The organism is Pararhizobium mangrovi (assembly GCF_006516965.1).
Taxonomy (GTDB): domain Bacteria; phylum Pseudomonadota; class Alphaproteobacteria; order Rhizobiales; family Rhizobiaceae; genus Pararhizobium_B; species Pararhizobium_B mangrovi.
This window is the reverse complement of record NZ_VHLH01000019.1, coordinates 61,533-79,327: the sequence shown is the minus strand read 5'-3', so window position 1 is coordinate 79,327 and position 17,795 is coordinate 61,533. Positions and strand designations below refer to the sequence as shown.

Annotated in this window: 17 protein-coding genes; 8 read left to right on the top strand and 9 right to left on the bottom strand. The window is 67.9% G+C overall.

Features of this window, described 5'->3' with window-relative positions; all coding sequences use genetic code 11:
* The first annotated feature begins 2 nt into the window (after window positions 1–2).
* Window positions 3–1,190 carry an MFS transporter gene (locus FJU11_RS11030; protein ID WP_141167105.1) on the top strand — a complete coding sequence of 396 codons (1,188 nt, stop codon included), beginning with the start codon at window positions 3–5 and terminating at the stop codon, window positions 1,188–1,190.
* An 86-nt stretch (window positions 1,191–1,276) separates the two neighbouring features.
* On the opposite strand, the gene FJU11_RS11025 is transcribed toward FJU11_RS11030, so the two are convergent.
* The 5 genes from FJU11_RS11025 to hemC all read right to left on the bottom strand — a co-directional run bounded on the left by FJU11_RS11025 (window position 1,277) and on the right by hemC (window position 7,616).
* Window positions 1,277–1,762, bottom strand: coding sequence for a tellurite resistance TerB family protein (locus FJU11_RS11025; protein WP_141167104.1), 486 nt, complete (start codon window positions 1,760–1,762; stop codon window positions 1,277–1,279).
* Window positions 1,763–1,867: 105 nt separating this feature from the next.
* On the bottom strand, window positions 1,868–3,904 hold the full coding sequence (locus FJU11_RS11020) for a heme biosynthesis protein HemY (RefSeq protein WP_141167103.1): 2,037 nt from the start codon (window positions 3,902–3,904) through the stop codon (window positions 1,868–1,870).
* Window positions 3,905–3,916: 12 nt separating this feature from the next.
* On the bottom strand, window positions 3,917–5,854 hold the full coding sequence (locus tag FJU11_RS11015) for a hypothetical protein (RefSeq protein ID WP_141167102.1): 1,938 nt from the start codon (window positions 5,852–5,854) through the stop codon (window positions 3,917–3,919).
* 87 nt (window positions 5,855–5,941) lie between these two features.
* A complete protein-coding gene (locus FJU11_RS11010; RefSeq protein ID WP_141167101.1) occupies window positions 5,942–6,679 on the bottom strand; it encodes a uroporphyrinogen-III synthase in 738 nt (245 codons plus the stop codon).
* Window positions 6,680–6,686: 7 nt separating this feature from the next.
* Entirely contained in the window at window positions 6,687–7,616 is a 930-nt protein-coding gene (gene hemC / locus FJU11_RS11005; protein ID WP_141167100.1) for a hydroxymethylbilane synthase, read from the bottom strand.
* A 70-nt stretch (window positions 7,617–7,686) separates the two neighbouring features.
* Between hemC and tsaD the strand changes: the two genes are divergently transcribed.
* Genes tsaD through FJU11_RS10980 form a run of 5 tightly spaced genes read left to right on the top strand, consistent with a single transcriptional unit; the run spans window position 7,687 to window position 11,205 of the window.
* Window positions 7,687–8,799 (top strand): tRNA (adenosine(37)-N6)-threonylcarbamoyltransferase complex transferase subunit TsaD, encoded by a 1,113-nt coding sequence (gene tsaD / locus FJU11_RS11000; RefSeq protein ID WP_141167099.1) that lies wholly within the window; start codon window positions 7,687–7,689, stop codon window positions 8,797–8,799.
* Window positions 8,800–8,824: 25 nt separating this feature from the next.
* Complete coding sequence (locus FJU11_RS10995; RefSeq protein ID WP_407946705.1) at window positions 8,825–9,817, top strand: NAD(P)H-dependent glycerol-3-phosphate dehydrogenase; 993 nt, start codon at window positions 8,825–8,827, stop codon at window positions 9,815–9,817.
* A 6-nt stretch (window positions 9,818–9,823) separates the two neighbouring features.
* Window positions 9,824–10,117, top strand: a complete 294-nt coding sequence (locus FJU11_RS10990; RefSeq protein WP_141167097.1) for a YciI family protein — start codon at window positions 9,824–9,826, stop codon at window positions 10,115–10,117.
* 6 nt (window positions 10,118–10,123) lie between these two features.
* Window positions 10,124–10,558 carry an EVE domain-containing protein gene (locus tag FJU11_RS10985; RefSeq protein WP_141167096.1) on the top strand — a complete coding sequence of 145 codons (435 nt, stop codon included), beginning with the start codon at window positions 10,124–10,126 and terminating at the stop codon, window positions 10,556–10,558.
* Window positions 10,555–11,205: a class I SAM-dependent methyltransferase gene (locus tag FJU11_RS10980; protein ID WP_235890990.1), complete on the top strand. Its 651-nt coding sequence runs from the start codon at window positions 10,555–10,557 to the stop codon at window positions 11,203–11,205. The genes FJU11_RS10985 and FJU11_RS10980 overlap by 4 nt, the downstream gene beginning before the upstream one ends.
* A 12-nt stretch (window positions 11,206–11,217) precedes the next feature.
* Here FJU11_RS10980 and FJU11_RS10975 read toward each other — a convergent pair whose 3' ends face one another.
* Window positions 11,218–11,769, bottom strand: coding sequence for a L,D-transpeptidase family protein (locus FJU11_RS10975; protein ID WP_141167094.1), 552 nt, complete (start codon window positions 11,767–11,769; stop codon window positions 11,218–11,220).
* A gap of 131 nt (window positions 11,770–11,900) precedes the next feature.
* Here FJU11_RS10975 and FJU11_RS10970 point away from each other — a divergent pair, with 131 nt between their 5' ends.
* Both FJU11_RS10970 and FJU11_RS10965 read left to right on the top strand, forming a co-directional pair.
* Complete coding sequence (locus FJU11_RS10970; RefSeq protein WP_141167093.1) at window positions 11,901–12,584, top strand: response regulator transcription factor; 684 nt, start codon at window positions 11,901–11,903, stop codon at window positions 12,582–12,584.
* A gap of 5 nt (window positions 12,585–12,589) precedes the next feature.
* Window positions 12,590–13,045 carry a Crp/Fnr family transcriptional regulator gene (locus FJU11_RS10965; protein ID WP_141167092.1) on the top strand — a complete coding sequence of 152 codons (456 nt, stop codon included), beginning with the start codon at window positions 12,590–12,592 and terminating at the stop codon, window positions 13,043–13,045.
* 21 nt (window positions 13,046–13,066) lie between these two features.
* Here the strand turns inward: FJU11_RS10965 and xth are convergent, their stop codons facing one another.
* The 3 genes from xth to FJU11_RS10950 form a co-directional block, all read right to left on the bottom strand.
* Complete coding sequence (gene xth, locus FJU11_RS10960) at window positions 13,067–13,876, bottom strand: exodeoxyribonuclease III (RefSeq protein ID WP_141167091.1); 810 nt, start codon at window positions 13,874–13,876, stop codon at window positions 13,067–13,069.
* Between the two features lie 101 nt (window positions 13,877–13,977).
* Window positions 13,978–14,628 carry an outer-membrane lipoprotein carrier protein LolA gene (locus FJU11_RS10955; protein ID WP_141167090.1) on the bottom strand — a complete coding sequence of 217 codons (651 nt, stop codon included), beginning with the start codon at window positions 14,626–14,628 and terminating at the stop codon, window positions 13,978–13,980.
* 164 nt (window positions 14,629–14,792) lie between these two features.
* The gene (locus tag FJU11_RS10950) at window positions 14,793–17,690 is read right to left on the bottom strand and encodes an FtsK/SpoIIIE family DNA translocase (RefSeq protein ID WP_181408150.1); all 2,898 of its coding nucleotides are present in this window, start codon (window positions 17,688–17,690) and stop codon (window positions 14,793–14,795) included.
* Window positions 17,691–17,795 lie beyond the last annotated feature (105 nt).

Genomic DNA, 17,795 nt, shown 5'->3' with positions numbered 1-17,795 from the left:
TCATGCCCGCTTCGCCTTCAGTGTCCGTGGAACGCTTTGCCGCGTTCGGCCACCGCTCCTATCGTTACTATTTCGCTTCCCGCTTCTTCGAGACCTTCGCCATGGAGGTGGTGGTCGTCGCGGTCGGCTGGCAGGTCTACGACCTGACGCTCGTGACGGGATCGGCGGCCGACCGGTTCGGCCGACGGGCGATCATGTCGGCATGCGAGGGCGTCTCGCTGGTATGTGCGGGCCTGCTCACGATCATCACCGCGCTCGACGATGCATCCGTGCCGGCCATCTTCGCCGTGCTCGTGGCGCTCGGCATCGCGCGTGCCTTTTTCGGGCCGGCCGCGCAGTCGCTGGCGCCCAATCTCGTGCCCGAGGAAGACGTACCCAACGCCGTCGCCTGGAACTCTTCCGCCTGGCAGGTCGCCTCCATCGTCGGCCCCGTGGTCGGCGGGCTTCTCTACGGGTTCGGCGCGCGCGTGCCCTATGCGCTCGCGCTCGTTCTGTTCGTGGCGGCTTCGCTCAGCATCCTCATGGTCGCCAGTCCGCCCCAGCGGTTCACGAAGGAGCCGCAGAGCTGGCGCACGCTTTCGGCGGGCTTTCGCCATATCTGGGAAGAAAAGATCGTACTCGGCGCCGTGTCGCTCGACATGGTGGCGGTGCTGCTCGGCGGCGCGGTGGCGCTGATGCCCGTCTTCGCGCGCGACATCCTGCACCTTGGGCCCTGGGGCCTCGGCATGCTGCGCGCCGGGCCCGGCATCGGCGCCGTCGCGATGGCCGCACTGCTTGCCGCGCGGCCGATCCGCAACGGCGCCGGCAAGGCGATGCTTCTGGGTGTGGCGATCTTCGGTCTCGGCACGATCGTCTTCGGCCTGTCGCGAACGCCCTGGCTTTCCGTCGTCGCGCTAATCGCCATGGGCGCGGCCGACATGATCTCGGTCTATGTCCGCCAGACGCTGATCCAGCTGTGGACGCCCGACCAGCTTCGCGGTCGCGTCAGCGCGGTGAACATGGTCTTTATCGGCGCCTCGAACGAGCTTGGCGAGTTTCGCGCCGGCGGCATGGCCGCACTGATCGGCACGGTACCGACCGTCGTTCTCGGCGGCGTGGGCACGCTTATCGTGACGGCGCTATGGGGCCGGCTCTTTCCCGCCATGCGCAAGGTCGAAAACCTCATTCCGCCGGAAAGAGCCGAAGCCTGAAGGGCGCGAATCCGCCGGAAGGGCCATATCGGCCTGCTCGTTCGGCCGGGTGCATTCTCCGTGGCGTCGGCGACGAGACGGGAAGGCTAGTCGGTATCCGTCCCGGTGTCGGTATCGCCGGCGCGCTCGGCGACCTTGCGGCGCAAAAGCACGCGGTCGCGGCCGGAAACGCCCATAAGTTCGGCGATCCGCCAGATCACGTTTTCCTCGAGCTCGTCCCGCACGCCGTCCGCATAGGCGATTTCCCAGAGGAGTTCGATGAAGCCCAGCCGGTGCGTTTCGTCCAGCGTGTGCTTGAGAAGGATGCTGGACCGGTAGAGGTCGACGGATTGCGCGTCCGTCTCCCGGCCGGCTACGACGAGCCGGTCGAGCTCTGCCTCGTCGAGCGACCATTCCGTCTTCAGGATCGTGCGCAGCCGCTCGCGCTCGCTCTCGCGCACCTCGCCGTCGGCATTGACGACGTGGAAGAAGAGCGCCGCCATCGCCACGCGTGGATCGTCCCGCGTGAAGGCGCTTTCCGCGCTGTTGGCCCCGGCCGCCTGGCGCAGGAAGGCCTGGATACGATCGAACATGGTTCGTCCTCGTACTTTCGCGTTCTGGCGGCCCGCTTGCGGTACGCCGCATCGTGGACGGTCGGTCGTCCGTTTCTTGGACCTGCGGTCGTCAACGACGGGAAGCTAGAACAGGCCGAACCGCTTCTTTTTCGTCTGATCGGTCTCGGTGCCCGGATCGTCCGGCGCACGGCGGCTCTCGTCGTCGCCGGCCTTCGTCGCTTCGGTCTTGCCGGCGGAATTCGAGGAGGCGCTACCCGGTTTCGCTTCGGCCGGGGTGGAGCCGGGGCGTTCGATCGACACGGCCCTGGAATTGGTGCCCGCCGGCGCCGGCTTGCCATGCCCGGTTTCGATCTCGACGTCGCGCGCGGTCGGCTCATTCGGCGTAGCGCCGGGCGATGACGTCTTTTCGGTAGGGACCTTTTCGCCGGTCTTCTTTTCGCCCGTCGCCGTGATGGAACGATCGGCTTCGCGGCGCGTGGCCGATGCTTCGTCGGTACCGCGCGCGCCGTTTGCCCGGGCCGCCGCATCCGGCGGAGTCGTTGCATCCCGCTTCGCTTCGGCCGCGGTACCCTCCGCGCTCGTCTTCGCCGTGCCGGTCTTTTCCGAGACGGGCGCCTTCCGTTCGGCGACCCCGGCAGCGGCTTCTTCCTTTACCGGTTCCGGCTTCGCCTTGCCGGCGTGCGGCGCTGCGCTCTTCTTTTCGTCCTCGACAGGCTTTGCACGCTCGACCGGCTTTTCTAGCTCGACGTCGACCGCTTGATCCTTCACGTCGTCCGGCGCACCGGCAGGCTCGCTGACCGGCGGCAGCGTGCGGATCGCGTGTTCGGCTTCGCTTTCGCGTCCGGTGTGGCCTTCCGCGATCGCGCCGTGAAGCTGTTCGACGGGTACGCGCCATTCGAAGGCGTCGAGCTTGCCGGTAACGGGAGAGACGGGCGCCCAGTGCTCGGCGACGTAGCCGTCCGCCGTCCAGGCCGGGTCTCGGTTCGCGCGTACCGCCTGACCGAGCCAGTGGCGCACGCGGCCCTGGTCGCCGGTCTCGGCCTCTTCGATGTCGGCGAGAAGCAGGTAGACGCTTTCGCGGCCGTCGACGCGCGCGGCTTCCTCGGCCTTTTCGCGTGCCTTGGAGAATTCCTGCGCGTCGAGCGCGGCATGGGCGAGCGCGATCGACGATTCGACATGATCGGGACGAACGCTTTCGAGCCGCTCCGCGCGCCGCAGCCGGTCGCGTGCGGAATCCCCCTGGCGAGCGAACACGTAGGCTTCGGCGAGTTCGGGATGCGGGGTGTCCTTCCAGCACTTTTCGATGGTGCGCATGCCGCGGCGCAGATGGTTGTCACGGAAGCATGCGCGTGCGGCGATGACGGCCGCCGGCACCAGCGTCGGGGCCAGTTTCACGGCCTTTTCGGCGTCCGAGCGTGCCTCGTGCGGCTCCCGGTCGATGCGCTCCATGGCACGCGCCGTCAGGAGAACGGCCTTCAGTCGATCGGCATCCTCGCGCTTGACGATCTTGGCGTCGCGCTGCTTGTCCAGAAGCCGGATCGCTCCGTCCCAATCCTTCTCGCGCGAGCGGTATTCGAGCGAGGCCTCCGCCGCCCATGGCAGCTGCGGCGCGGCTTCCACGGCCCGGTCGGCGTATTGATGCGCGGCTTCCTCAGAGCCGAGCCGGCGCGCCTCGAGGTAGAGGCCGCGCAGGCCGAGCTCGCGGGTTTCCTTGCGTTCCGCCATCTCTTCGAACTTGGCGCGTGCGGCGTCGTGGTTGCCCTCGATCAGCGCAGTCTGCGCTTCGAGAAGGTGAATGAGCGGCTCGCGATCGGCTTCGATCAGGGTCTGGCTGCGCTTGTTCATCTTGCGGGCGGTCACGGCGTCGCCCGCTCCAGCGGCGATCAGGCCACGCGAAAGCGCGGCGTAGCCGCGATCCCGGCGGCGATTGCGCATGCCGCGCCGGATGCGATGCGGGGAGGCGAGCAGCGCGCGGACGAGCCACGCGAGAAGCAGGATGACGACGACCGCCACGAGCACCAGCGCGATGCCGACGGTCAGCGACATCTCGATCTCGCGGCCCTGCCAGGTGATCAGCAGATCGCCCGGCCGGTCCGCCAGCCAGGCGAAGCCCGAGCCGATGGCGAGAACGACGATGACGAAGATGAGAAGTCGTACCATGTGCTGCCGTTCCTAGCCCTGTTTGCCGTTTGCCGGCATCGTCGTTTGCACCGCCTGGTCGGCGAGCTTTTCGGCCTGGCGCCGCTTGCCGACCGCATTGGCGAAATCCCGCCCGGCCTTCTGGCCCGCCTTCGGCAGAGATTTGAACTCGTCGAGCACCTTTTGAAGGTTGCCGTCGTCGAGCGCATTCCCCATGCGCGCGACGATCGCATCCGGCGCCTGGCCCTTCGCGTCGCCCGTGCGCCGCACCGTGATCATCGACTGCGCGCCGGACATCAGCCGACCGAAGACGCCGTCGCCGTCGTTCCCGCCCTGCGTGGCCGAGAGGATGGCGTCGGAAGCCTGCTGGAAGCGCTGGTGAAGATCGCTCATGGAAGGCACGCCCGCATCGGCGAGCTTTGCGAGCTGGCCGGCGTTGGAATCCTGCGGCGAAAGCTTCTGATAGAGTTCGGCCTGCGCGGAGAACGATCTGCCGCGTGCGATCGCGGCCTGCAGGTTGCTCGCGACGACAGCCCGAATGACGCCGCCCTCGGCGCTCGCCTGGCTCACCTTCTGCTGAAGGGTGTCGAGGCGGTCCGAGATCTGCCCCATCTGGTCGCGAAGCTTGGCGATGTCCGCGGAATTGTCGTTCGATCCGCCGGCAGATGCCGCGTTGGAAAGCTTCGCGACGCGCTGCTGCAGGTCCTGCACGGTGCCCTGAAGCGATTTGATCGCATTCGCCGTATCACCGGAACCGGAACTTGCGTTCTTGAGCGTGCCGACCGTGTTGCCGAGCTGGTCGACGCGGCCGGAAAGGCTGGCGATCGTCTTCTGCGTCTGCGCGCCGTGCGGCACAGGCAGAATGCCGTTCGATTGCAGGAGAAGAACGATCGCGACGACGATCGCGCCGCCGACGAGGCCGGCAACGAAGCCGCGCTTGCCACCGGCCCGGCGCGCCCCGGCGGGTACTGCCGAGGTGCTCGTCGCGGAAGCTCCCTCCGACCCTCTGCTCCCCGACGAGGCGGAACCCGTCGTGGCGCTGCCCGTGGAACGTGGTTCCGACGGCGAGGAGGCGCTGCTCGTGATGGATGAGGGCGTGCTCTTCGCCGTCGGCTTGGCATCCGTCGAGGAGCCTGTGGCGCTCTTTGCGCCGCTGCTCGTGTTCCCGTCCGTTTTCGCGCCTGCTGCCGGTGTGTTGCCGCTCGCAGCGCTCGTAGCGGTAGCAGGCTGGCCGGTTGCGGGCTGGCCTTTTGCAGCCTGGCTCGTTGCGGCCTGGCCCGTTGTAGCCGGGCTCGGGGATTGACCCGACGGAGCGTTGCCCGGGGTCGACCCGCTCTTCGGCGTCGGGGACGATGCTGTGGATTTCGTCTCGGGCGTCTTCGGCGAAGCGCTCGGCGTCGAGGGCTTGGCGCCGGACGTAGCCGCCTTGTCGCCGGAAGCGGCGCTGCCCGATGTGCTACCGGAAGTCGAGCCGCCGGATGGGGTGCTTCCGGACGCGGTCGGACCTTTGGGCGCGTCGGTCGTCGTCTTGCCCGTTTCGCCGGCGCCCGACGGGGTCCCCGTTGCTGCAGTCCCAGCTGCTACGGTCCCGGCTTCCGGGGTCTTGGCTTCCGGCGTCTTGGCCGGGGCGGTCTCGGCGGCTCCGGCCTCGTCGACGGGCTTCTGTCCGGTCGTCGGGTTCGCGGACGACGTGCTGGATGCGGCGGAAGACGTCGTACCCTTGTCGTCCGGCTTCGCGTCCTGCGACTTCGCGTCCTGTGGCTTGTCGGTCGGCACCTTCGGAGCGGCTTCGCTCTTGCTCGGGCCGTCGTTCGGCGCGCCGGCCGGCGCTGCGGCGGACGGCGTTTCGGCCGTGCTGCCGGCAGCCGTTTTGTCCTCCGGCTTCGTCCCAGGGCTCTTTTCGGCCTCGAGATCGATCGTCTGTTGCGGACGTTTGCTCTTCGAACGGCGGGGAGGCCTGCGTTGCGCCATCAAAAATCCTTTCGCACCGGACACGTGCCGCGCCCGATCCTAGAACAGCTTTGCCGGGAACGGAAACGGCCCGCAAGGCGGGGTTTCTCAATCCCGCATCGCGGCGAGAATTTCAAGCAGATGGCCCTCCTCCGGCCGTTCGGCGAGGCATACGGCCGCACGAAACCTCTCCGGCACCGCGGCGGCCACCCGTTCGCTCATGCATGGAATGCATAGCGGGGCGAATCGATCCGAAAGATCCGCGTGTCTCAATAACGCAAAGAACCGCTTGGCGCTTTCGGCCGAATAAAAGACCGCCGCTTCTACCGCTCCGCCGTCGAAAAGCATGGCCTCCAACGCCTGCGCCGAATGGCGCACGCTTTCCATGGCGTAGCAGTCGATCGCGATGAACGGCACACGAAAAGCGGCAAGGCGCCCTTCGAGAACGACGCTTCGCGGCCTGCCGGCGCAATAGGCGAGCGGTGCGGTTTCGCGCGCGACGCCAAGACGCGCGATCGTTGCCGCGAGCGCTTCGCCGGTTCCGCCGGAAGTCACAATATCATCGAACCCCGCCTCACGCGCGGCTGCGGCCGTCCCTTCGCCGACGGTGAAGACAGGCAGGGCATGCCATGCCTCACGTGCCGCCGGTGCCTCGGCAAGCACGCGTGCTGCGTTGCGGCTCGTCAGCGCAAGGGCGCAAACGGGACGCGAAACCGCCGCTTCCAGCGCCGCCGGATCGCCGACGCGGCGCGAAACGGGCAGGACGATCGGTTCGAAACCCGCCGCCCGCAGCCGCTCCGCGGTACGCTGGGCGTCGGGTTCGGGGCGGGTGACGAGCACGCGCATCGCGGCCTCAGACCCAGCTTTCGAAAAAGCCCGTTCCCGCTTCGAGCCTCAACGTCTCGCCCGCCTTCCGGCCGAGTTCATCCGCTTCCCGTGCGCGGCCTTCCCGGCTGATCTCGTGAACGGTGGTGCCGTCCGGCGTCAGGATGATGCCGAAGAAGGAAAGGCTTTCGCCGTCGATCTGCGCGAGCCCCGCGATCGGCGTGCGGCAGGAGCCGTCGAGCGCGGCGAGGAAGGCGCGTTCGCATTCGAGCGCGGTGCGTGTCGGATGGTGATCGACACCGGCGACAAGCGCGTCGGTATGCGCGTCGTTCTCCCGGCTTTCGATGCAGATCGCCCCCTGGCCGAGCGCCGGGGGAAATGTCGACGGGTCCAGCACGGCGCTCGCCACGTGCTCCATGTCGAGGCGCACGAGGCCCGCATTGGCGAGCAGCGTCGCATCGGCCAGGCCGTCCTGCAGCTTGCGCAGGCGCGTCTGGACCGAACCGCGAAAGGAGACGACCGTGACGTCCGGCCGCATGCGGCGCACCAGCGCCTGCCGGCGAAGCGAGGCGGTACCGACCGTCGCGCCGTCCGCAAGCTCGGCGATGCTCGTCGAGCCGTTGGCGATCAGCGCGTCGCGCATGTCCGCCCGCGGCAGGAAGCCGGAGAGATGAAGCCCCTCGGGCAGCACGGTCGGCATGTCTTTCGACGAATGCACCGCGAAATCGAGCCGCCCGTCGGAAAGCTGTTCCTCCAGTTCCAGCGTGAAGAGCCCCTTGCCGCCGATCTCGGAGAGCGGGCGATCCTGCACGCGGTCGCCCCGCGTCGACAGGACGACGATCTCGAAGGCCTCTTCCGGCAGGTCGTGCGCGGCCATCAGTCGGTCGCGTGCCTCCCGGGCCTGTGCCTGGGCCAGCGGGCTTGCCCGCGTGCCGATGCGATACGGTTTCGTTTGCATCCGTTCCAGTCCGTTGCTAGCGATCCGTTCGTAGACGCCTTGAACGGCACAGGCAATCGTCGGAGCCACGATGCCGCATCCGCGGAACCAGGACGGCCGCACCTTGAGGGTGCTCGGCATCGAGACGAGTTGCGACGAAACGGCCGCAGCACTCGTCGAGCGCGCGCCGGACGGCAGCGGTGCCATCGTCTCGAACGTGGTCATGAGCCAGATCGAGGAGCATGCCGCCTTTGGCGGCGTCGTGCCCGAGCTTGCCGCCCGCGCGCATGTCGCGGTTCTCGACACGCTCGTCGCCGAGGCGCTGTCGCAGGGTAACGTCGCGCTTGGCGATGTCGACGCGATCGCCGCGACTGCCGGGCCCGGGCTGATCGGCGGGCTGATCGTCGGGCTGATGACGGGCAAGGCGCTCGCGCGCGCCGCCGACAAGCCGCTCTACGCGATCAACCATCTCGAAGGCCACGCGCTAACCGCGCGGCTGACGGACGGCGTCGCCTTTCCCTATCTCATGCTTCTCGTCTCCGGCGGCCACACCCAGCTCGTGCTCGCGAAGGGCGTCGGCAAGTATCGCCGCTGGGGCACGACGATCGACGATGCGCTCGGCGAAGCTTTCGACAAGACGGCCAAGCTTCTGGGGCTCGGCTATCCCGGCGGGCCGGCGGTGGAGGCTGCCGCGCGAACCGGCGATCCCCGCCGCTTCGCCTTTCCGCGTCCGCTCCGGGGCAATCCCGGGCTCGACTTCTCCTTCTCGGGCTTGAAGACGGCGGTGCGTCAGGCCGCCGAAGCGCTCGTTCCGCTCGCCGATCAGGATGTCGCCGACATCGTCGCTTCCTTCCAGGCGGCGATCGTCGATACGCTGAAGGAGCGGCTTTCGCGTGCTGCCGCGCGCTTCCGCGACGAATGCGAGGCGGCTGACCCGACGCTCGTCGTCGCCGGCGGTGTCGCGGCCAACGGGGCGATCCGCGCCATGCTTACGGACTTCTGTGCGGGCGAGGGCTTTCGCTTCGTGGCCCCGCAGCCGGCCCTTTGCACCGACAACGCGGCGATGATCGCCTGGGCGGGAGCGGAGCGTGCCGCACTCGGGCTGCCGCCGGCCGAAATGACCGTCGCCGCACGCTCGCGCTGGCCACTGGACGAGACCGCCGATGCGCTGATCGGTTCCGGCCGCCGCGGGGCCAAGGCATGAGTACGGATCAGGCATGAGCGCGGATATGGGAACCATCGCCGTCGTCGGCGCGGGCGCCTTCGGTACGGCACTCGCCACCGTCGTCGCGCGGCATGGCCGCCAGGTGCTCCTCGTCGCCCGCGATGGCGAGCGCGCGGCCGCGATGGAGCGCGAACGCGAAAACGCAGGCTATCTGCCGGGCGTCGCACTACCGCAAACGCTGCGTCCGACCGCCGATCCGGCGACGATCGAAACGGCCGACGCCGTCCTGCTCGCGGTGCCCTCGCAGGCGCAGCGCGCCACCGCGCGTACGCTGGCAGGGCACCTGAAGGCGCAAGCGCCGCTCGTCGTGTGCGCAAAGGGCTTCGAGAAGGAAACCGGCCGGCTGCTTACCGGGGTCGTCGCCGAGGAGGCGCCCGACCACCCGGTCGCCGTACTCTCCGGACCGGGCTTCGCGGCCGATATCGCCGCCGGCCTGCCGACGGCGATGACGCTTGCCGCGGGAACGCTCGCGGAGGCCGAAGCGCTTTCGGCGGCGCTCTCCGGCCATCACTTCAGGCTCTATGCCGGTGCCGATCCGATCGGCGTGCAGGTCGGCGGGGCACTCAAGAACGTGCTGGCGATCGCCTGCGGCATCGTCGAGGGCGCCCGTCTCGGCGAATCCGCCCGGGCGGCCCTCATCGCCCGCGGGCTCGCCGAGATCACGCGGCTCGCCGTCACCGACGGCGCGCGTGCGGAAACGCTCGCGGGCCTTTCAGGGCTCGGCGATCTGGTGCTGACGGCGACGAGCCGCCAGTCGCGCAACCTGCGCTTCGGCATCGCGCTCGGCCAGGGTGCGGCACCTGCCGACCTCACCGGGCCGGGTGCGGCGCTCGCCGAAGGCGCGTTCACGGCGGCCGCGGCCGCCAGGCTTGCGCGCGAGCGCGGCATTGCCATGCCGATCACCGATGCCGTATCGGCAATCATCGCCGGGCGACTGACCGTCGCCGAGGCGCTCGAGGCCCTGATGCAGCGGCCGCTCACCAACGAAGGATCCTAAAGCACAATGCTCTTTGCCCTCCTATGCACCGACAAGCCGGATTCCGTCGACCTCAGGCAGGAAAACCGACCCAAGCACCTCGAACATCTCGACCGCATGAACAAGGCGGGCCAGCTCAAGATGGCCGGCCCCTTCACCGATGCCGATGGCTCGCCGACCGGCTCGCTCGTCATCATCGAGGCGTCGGACGCCGACGAGGCGCGCGCCATCGCCGACACCGACCCCTATGCCGAGGCAGGGCTTTTTTCCTCCGTCGAGGTGAAGCCCTTCCGCTGGACCGTCAACAATCCGGACGGGTAGCGCACCATGGCCTACTGGTTGTTCAAGTCCGAGCCCTTCAAGTGGTCCTGGCAGATGCAGAAGGACCAGGGCGAGGCCGGCGAGGAATGGGACGGCGTGCGCAACTATCAGGCACGCAACAACATGCGCGCCATGGAAATCGGCGATCTCGGCTTCTTCTACCACTCCAACAAGGGCAAGGAGGTCGTCGGCATCGTCGCCGTCTCGGCGCTCGCCCATCCGGATTCGACGACCGACGACGAGCGCTGGGAGTGCGTCGACATCAAGGCCGTTGCCGACATGCCGGAGCCCGTCACGCTTGCCGACGTTAAGGCGAACGAGAAGCTCGCCGACATGGCGCTCGTCACCTCCATGCGCCTTTCCGTCCAGCCGGTGAAGAAGGACGAGTGGCTGGAGGTCTGCCGCATGGGCGGGCTTTCCGATCCGCCGACGAACGGGTGAAGACGCCGGCCGTCGATTTCATCCGCCGGAATACGGCCGTCGGTCGACCGCCGCACGTGCCGGAAATCAGCCTGCATCTTGCCGACGAGGCGCACGATCTCTGGCTGAAGACGGAAGAGGAACTGGAGGCGATCGGCCTGCCACCGCCGTTCTGGGCCTTCGCCTGGGCCGGCGGGCAGGGGCTCGCGCGTTACGTGCTCGACCACCCGGAGACGGCGAGGGCGCGTCGTGTGCTCGACTTCGCGACCGGTTCCGGGCTCGTCGCGATCGCGGCGAGGATGGCGGGCGCCGGCGAAGTGACGGCGTGCGACATCGATCCGTGGTCCGGCGCGGCACTCGGTCTCAATGCTGCGCTGAACGCGGTGCGCGTCGACTACCGTCAAGCGAACATGATCGGCACGGACGAAGGATGGGACGTGGTGCTGGCGGGCGACGTCTTCTACGACGCGGATCTCGCCAAGGCCATCGTGCCGTGGTTTTCCGGCCTTGCCGAACGCGGCGCGACGGTGCTCGTCGGCGATCCGGGCCGGGCCTACCGCCCGAACGATCGCCTGCGCGCGCTCGCCACCTACGCCGTGCCCGTCACGCGTGCCCTGGAAGATGCGGAAGTCAAGCGGACGACCGTCTGGCGCTTTCCCGCTTCCTGAGCGCGCGACACTCTATTCGACGACGACCAGCGTCTCCTGCCCGGCATGGGCGAGCACCAGACGGAGCGCTGCCGGATCGAGCGCGATGCAGCCCGCCGTCGGCGTGCCGTCCGGGCTCGTCTGGTGGAGAAAAATCGCGCTTCCCGCGTTGCGCCGGCGTTCGGTGAGGTTCCAGTCGAGCACGATGCACACGTCGTAAAGCCGATCCTCGCGCATCAGCCGTTCGTGGCTTGCCGAAAACGGCAGGCGCACCGGGGTGTTGTAGGCGGGGTGTCCGGGTGCGTCGCACCATCCGTCGTCTGCACGGATCGCGCGCATCGGCAACCGGGTTACGGGTCGCGCCACGCGGTCGGCACGGTAGAAGCCGTAGCGAAGCCGCATGGGGGCGCGCGGCGTCGCACCGTCGCCCTCGCGCTTGTGGCTCGTGACGCCGCCACGTCCGATGATCGCGGGAAAGCGCATGGAGGCGAAGTGCGCGATGGCGTGCGTTTGAGAACGCGGGCTTCGCCGCACGGATAGAATTCCCGGCGTTCTTTCTGGATTATTGAGGTTTTTGCCCTTCATCGTCGCCCTCCCCCTTGTCGACGTTTCGTGCTAGCCCGAGAATCAGGGTTCGTAGTTTGGACATATCGCGATGCGGCGGGAAGCGGAACGAGGCTTCGCCCGGCGCGCCCGCCAATCGGAGGAAGGGATCGATGACGGCACGCACCATCCTTCTCGTCGACGACGACGACGATCTCCGTTCGACGCTCGTCGAACAGCTCTGCCTCTTCGACGAATTCACGCTTGTCGAGCAGAAGACGGCCAGCGGCGCCATGCAGAGCGCGCGCGAGGAGCATGTCGACCTCATGATCATGGATGTCGGCCTGCCGGACATGGACGGGCGCGAGGCCGTCAAGATCCTGCGGCGCGAAGGCTTCAAGGCGCCGATCGTCATGCTGACCGGCCACGACACCGATTCCGACACGATTCTCGGACTGGAGGCGGGTGCGAACGACTATGTCGTCAAGCCGTTCCGCTTCGCGGTGTTGCTCGCGCGCATCCGAGCGCAGCTTCGCCAGCACGAGCAGAGCGAGGACGCGACCTTCACCGTCGGCCCATACACGTTCAAGCCGTCGCAGAAGCTGCTCCTCGACGAGGCGGGCAAGAAGATCCGCCTGACGGAGAAGGAAGCGGCGATCATCCGCTATCTCTATCGCGCCAATCGCGACGTCGTCACGCGCACGGTGCTGCTCGAAGAGGTCTGGGGCTACAATTCCGGCGTCACGACCCACACCCTCGAAACCCATGTCTACCGTCTGCGCCAGAAGATCGAGCGGGATCCGTCCAATGCGGAGATCCTCGTGACGGAGAGCGGCGGCTACAAGATTATCCCGTAAGCGCCGTGGCACTCAGAGACGATATCGCGCTTCTATCATCGGTGGCCCTCTTCGGCGATCTGGGAGGGGACGCCCTTCGGCTGATCGCATTCGGCTCGGACTACCGCGACCTTGTGCCGGGCGAGGCCCTCTTTCGTGAAGGCGAAAAGGGCGAGGCGGCCTATGTGGTCGCCAGCGGTCGGCTGGCGCTTACCCATGCGCGTCGCGGCGAGACGATCGAACTCGGTTTTGCCGAACCCGGGAGCGTGCTCGGCGAAACGGCGCTCGTCTCGACGGTCGAGCGAAAGGTGGGCGCCACGGCCGAAGACGCCGCCCGTGTCATGGTGATCGGCCAGCGCATGTTCCGCCGGTTGCTGGACGAGTACCCCGAAGCGGGCGTCCTGTTGCGCGACCGGCTGCAGGCGCGTCTCGCGAGCCTCGTCGCGGATCTCGACCGGCTCGCCCCGCGGTTTTCGAACTGATCCCTTTACACGTCGAAACGCTCACACGTCGAAATGCGCGATCACCGGCACGTGGTCGGACGGCCGTTCCCAGCCGCGCGCGTGGCGCAGGACGTCGACCCGGGCAAGGGCGGGAGCGAGGTCGGGCGAGCCCCATATGTGGTCGAGCCGACGGCCGCGGTCTGAGGCTTCCCAGTCCCGTGCCCGGTAGCTCCACCATGTGAAGAGCTTTTCCTCCGGCGGTACGTGCCGGCGCACGAGGTCCACCCAGCCACCGCGCGAAAGCACTTCCGTCAGCCCTTCGGTCTCGACGGGCGTATGGCTGACGACGCGCAAAAGCTGCTTGTGCGACCAGACGTCGGTTTCGAGGGGAGCGACGTTGAGGTCGCCGACGAGGACGGCGGAGACGCCTGCCTCGCTTTCGGCCTGCGCGTTCAGCGCCTTCATCTCTTCGAGGAAATCGAGCTTGTGCGCGAATTTCGGGTTCACCGCGCGGTTCGGCTCGTCGCCGCCGGCCGGAACGTAGAAATTGTGCAGGCGGATGCGGGTCGCGCCGGCCTCGACGATGACCGAGACATATCGGGAATCGCCGACGCCGCAATAGTCCCGCCGCGTCGTTTCGGACAGCGGCACGCGGGAAAGCGTGGCGACGCCGTGATAGCCCTTCTGGCCGTGGATCGCCTGATGGTCGTAGCCGATCTTGCGGAACGCGCCCGCCGGAAAGGCGTCGTTCGGGCACTTCGTCTCCTGCAGGCACAAAACGTCCGGGCGATATTCCTCGAGGAAGTCAACGACGAGCTGCTTGCGCAGGCGCACCGAATTGATGTTCCAGGTCGCGATCGAAAGGGCCACGAAGCTCCGTTTCCGGGCAGCGGCCGCCCGAGCTGTTTTCGGTCAGCCCGGGCTCTACGCGATCGGCAAGGAGCGGCGCAAGGCCACTCGTCTCGAGGTCGCTACTGGCGCATGGACCGCCCGCGGGAGGATGCGGCGTCGGGCAGCTGGAACAGGCTGCTCGAAAGGTTCACGCCGTTGCGCGTGTCGTAGATCATCACCGTCGTGTCGTTGCCCTGCTCGTCGGTGATCGTCCACTGCTTGAGGTCGTAGCTGTCGGGGTCGAACATCATGGTGATGGTCTTGTCGCCGAAGACGGAGGGATCCCCGAGCTTGACGGTGATGAGGTCCGGCGCGACGTCGACCGACTTCACCATGTCGCCCGAAAGATCGATCTTGCGGCCGAGAAGCAGCTTCAGCGGCGTCTGCGACAGCGGATAGGTCTGCCAGGACTTCAGACGCGTATTGCCGATGGCGACGGTGCTGCCGTTCGAGAGAACCTTCAACGGCGAGGACTTGTCGTAGTCGAAGCGGATCTTACCCGGCCGCTCGATGTAGAACTTGCCGCCCGACTGCTCGCCGTTCGGGCCGATCTGGACGAAGTTGCCGTCCATCGTGCGCACCTGCGAGAAATGGTTGGCGATGCGCTGGGCGACCTGGTCGCCGCTTGCCGCCCATGCGCCCGGCGCGGCGGCAAGAGCGAGTACGAGCGTGAAGAACCCGACGGTCAGCGACGCGAGCGCCCGGCGAGGGGTAAGCGAAGAGGAATGCATGCGTTTCTCCCATCAGGGGCCGGCGCGTTGGTGAGTGGCCGCGCAGTGCGGCGCGAGTGTGGCATATCGCAAGGGGCGGCATCGCCACGTGCGATATGCGCATGCCCGCCACCGGCCGCAATGCCGCCTTTTCCGCATCCGCCTCGCGCGAGGCGGACGATCGATCAGCGCGGGTCGATCTCGTCCTCGGTAGGCACGAGGATCTCGCGCTTGCCGGCATGGTTGGCCGGGCCGATGACGCCCTCGTTCTCCATGCGCTCGATCAGCGAGGCGGCCCGATTGTAGCCGATGCCGAGCCTGCGCTGGATATAGGACGTCGAGGCCTTTCCGTCACGCAGAACGACCGCGACCGCCTGGTCGTAGGGATCGTCGGAATCGGCCATGCCGCCGGCGGAGCCCGGGCCGGCATCGTCGCCGCCACCCTCTTCCGTCTCGTCCTCGTCGGTGATCGCGTCGAGATATTCCGGCACGCCCTGGCTCTTCAGATAGGCGACCACGTCCTCGACTTCCGTGTCGGAGACGAAGGGGCCGTGGACGCGCTGGGTGCGGCTGCCGCCGGGCATATAGAGCATGTCGCCCATGCCGAGCAGCGATTCCGCGCCCTGTTCGCCGAGGATGGTCCGGCTGTCGATCTTCGAGGTCACCTGGAAGGAGATGCGCGTCGGGAAGTTCGCCTTGATGGTGCCGGTGATGACGTCGACCGAGGGACGCTGCGTCGCCATGATGACGTGGATGCCGGCCGCACGCGCCATCTGCGCGAGCCGCTGGACGGCACCTTCGATGTCCTTGCCGGCGACCATCATCAGGTCGGCCATCTCGTCGATGATGACGACGATATAGGGCATCGCCTGAAGGTCGAATTCTTCCGTCTCGTAGATCGCCTCGCCGGTCTCGCGGTCGAAGCCGGTCTGGACCGTGCGGGTGATCGCCTCGCCGTTCTTCTGCGCTTTTTCCACGCGTGCGTTGAAGCCGTCGACGTTGCGCACGCCGATCTTCGACATCTTCTTGTAGCGCTCCTCCATCTCGCGCACCGTCCACTTCAGGGCGACGACCGCCTTCTTCGGATCGGTGACGACGGGCGAGAGCAGGTGCGGAATGCCGTCGTAGACGGAAAGCTCCAGCATCTTCGGGTCAATCATGATCAGCCGGCACTTTTCCGGCGGCAGCCGGTAGATGAGCGACAGGATCATGGTGTTGACGGCGACCGACTTGCCCGAGCCGGTGGTGCCGGCGACGAGGAGGTGCGGCATCTTGGCAAGGTCGGCGATGACGGATTCGCCGCCGATCGTCTTGCCGAGCGTCATGGCAAGCCTCGCCTTCGTGTCGTCGAACTCCTGGCTGTCGATCAGCTCGCGCAGATAGACCGTCTCGCGGGTCTTGTTCGGCAGCTCGATGCCGATCGCGTTCCGGCCCGGCACGACGGCGACGCGTGCCGCGACGGCGCTCATCGAGCGGGCGATGTCGTCGGAAAGCCCGATCACACGCGAGGACTTGATGCCGGGTGCGGGTTCCAGCTCGTAGAGCGTGACGACGGGACCGGGGCGCACATGGATGATCTCGCCCTTCACGCCGAAATCGGCGAGCACGCCTTCGAGCTTGCGGGCCTTCTTCTCCAGCGCCTCGGCGGTGAGGTTCGGGTCCTGCTTGATCGCCTTGGCCTCGGAGAGGAGGTCGACCGGGGGCAGGTCGAACCCACCCGCGGACGCCGGCTTGAAGGCAGCCGGCGGTGCGCGGCGCTCGGCCGGCTTTTCGGCGGGGCGGGGCGGTGCGGCCGGCTCGGCGACGCGAACGCGTTCCTCGACGGTGCCATCGCCGAGCGCGCGGGTACGCGACGGGACCGGCTGCGCCGGCGGCGCGCGATCTGGCGCGGGTGCGCGACGGACCTCTTCGGCACGTTCATTCGCGAGGTCCGCCTCCGGAACATCGTCGTGGGGCCGGCGATCGAGCTCGAAGGGCGCTTCGTCGGCAGCCTCGAAGGCATCGTCGTCGAACCCATCGGTTTCGTCCACCACCGTCGTCTCGGCATCGTCGTCGGCGGCGAGTGCGGCTTCGAAGGCTTCGTCGGAGATCATGTCGTCTTCGGCGGGTGCCGGTTCGTCCTGCCATTCGGGCTCGGCGACGTGCCGCGGTTCGGCCCGATCGGGTGTGGGAGCGGGTGCGGGCGCCTCGAAGTGCGGCTCGCGACGCGATGCGGCCGGCGCCGGGGATGCGGTCGGCGCCAAAACGACGGGCGCCGGGGCTTCCGCCTCGACCTCGGGGATCGCCGCCTCGCGCGGCAGCGTCTCGTTGAGGTCGTAGGGTTCCTCGTAGGCGACCGGGCCCGTGGGGCGGTGGCCGAAAAGGGTGGCGACACGCCGCCAGTGGCCCTTCGCCGTCAGCCAGTAATGGGTGACGAGACCGAAGGCGACGGCGCCGTCGTCCTCTTCGTCATCTTCGTCGTAGGCGTAGGCGTCCGCCGCGTCGGGGGCCGTGCGGTCGTCCTTCGGCGTACGATCGGCAAGGCCGGCCGCAACGAGCAGGCACCAGACGGCGGGTGCCGCGAGCACCGCGCCGATCAGCATCGCGGCGACGCCGTGCGGATAGTCGCCGAGAACGAAGCGGGGGATTTCCAGGATGGCGTCGCCGAAGACGCCGCCGAGCCCGCTCGGCAAGGGCCAGGTCGCCGGTATCGAGAGGCAGCTCAGCACGGCGGCTGCGAGGATGGTGCCGAAGATGCCCATCATGGCACGCCGCGGCTTGCGGTCGATCGGCCGGTCGCGCAGGAAGCTCAGGCTCCAGGCGACGCCGGGAAGGATGGCGATGACCGTGGCGAGGCCGAAGAACTGCATGACGAGATCGGCGAAGGCCGCGCCCGCGAAGCCGAGCGCGTTGGTCGGCGGCCGGCCGCTCGCATAGGAGAAGGAAGGATCCGCGACGTTCCACGTCGCAAGCGCCAGGACGCCGAGCGCGAGCGCTGCCAGGATGGCGAGGCCGATGACGCTGTTGAGCGGACGTCGAATGAGCGCCGGCAGGGCCGGACGAGCCGACCGGCCGGCGAACATGGCGAAATTGCCTGTCTGCATGATCCCAAGAAACTCCGGACTGAAAATCGGGTGCGCGGACAGGGAGGCGCCGCGCTCTCGTCCTTCAGTTTGGCCAAGACCGGTTAAAGGCGCATTAACCATCGC

Excerpts from the sequence above, each read along its gene's own strand:
- FJU11_RS11030 (WP_141167105.1), top strand. The coding sequence starts at position 3 with ATGCCCGCTTCGCCTTCAGTGTCCGTGGAACGCTTTGCCGCGTTCGGC.
- FJU11_RS11025 (WP_141167104.1), bottom strand. The coding sequence starts at position 1,762 with ATGTTCGATCGTATCCAGGCCTTCCTGCGCCAGGCGGCCGGGGCCAAC.
- FJU11_RS11020 (WP_141167103.1), bottom strand. The coding sequence starts at position 3,904 with ATGGTACGACTTCTCATCTTCGTCATCGTCGTTCTCGCCATCGGCTCG.
- FJU11_RS11015 (WP_141167102.1), bottom strand. The coding sequence starts at position 5,854 with ATGGCGCAACGCAGGCCTCCCCGCCGTTCGAAGAGCAAACGTCCGCAA.
- FJU11_RS11010 (WP_141167101.1), bottom strand. The coding sequence starts at position 6,679 with ATGCGCGTGCTCGTCACCCGCCCCGAACCCGACGCCCAGCGTACCGCG.
- hemC (WP_141167100.1), bottom strand. The coding sequence starts at position 7,616 with ATGCAAACGAAACCGTATCGCATCGGCACGCGGGCAAGCCCGCTGGCC.
- tsaD (WP_141167099.1), top strand. The coding sequence starts at position 7,687 with ATGCCGCATCCGCGGAACCAGGACGGCCGCACCTTGAGGGTGCTCGGC.
- FJU11_RS10995 (WP_407946705.1), top strand. The coding sequence starts at position 8,825 with ATGGGAACCATCGCCGTCGTCGGCGCGGGCGCCTTCGGTACGGCACTC.
- FJU11_RS10990 (WP_141167097.1), top strand. The coding sequence starts at position 9,824 with ATGCTCTTTGCCCTCCTATGCACCGACAAGCCGGATTCCGTCGACCTC.
- FJU11_RS10985 (WP_141167096.1), top strand. The coding sequence starts at position 10,124 with ATGGCCTACTGGTTGTTCAAGTCCGAGCCCTTCAAGTGGTCCTGGCAG.
- FJU11_RS10975 (WP_141167094.1), bottom strand. The coding sequence starts at position 11,769 with ATGAAGGGCAAAAACCTCAATAATCCAGAAAGAACGCCGGGAATTCTA.
- FJU11_RS10970 (WP_141167093.1), top strand. The coding sequence starts at position 11,901 with ATGACGGCACGCACCATCCTTCTCGTCGACGACGACGACGATCTCCGT.
- FJU11_RS10955 (WP_141167090.1), bottom strand. The coding sequence starts at position 14,628 with ATGCATTCCTCTTCGCTTACCCCTCGCCGGGCGCTCGCGTCGCTGACC.
- FJU11_RS10950 (WP_181408150.1), bottom strand. The coding sequence starts at position 17,690 with ATGCAGACAGGCAATTTCGCCATGTTCGCCGGCCGGTCGGCTCGTCCG.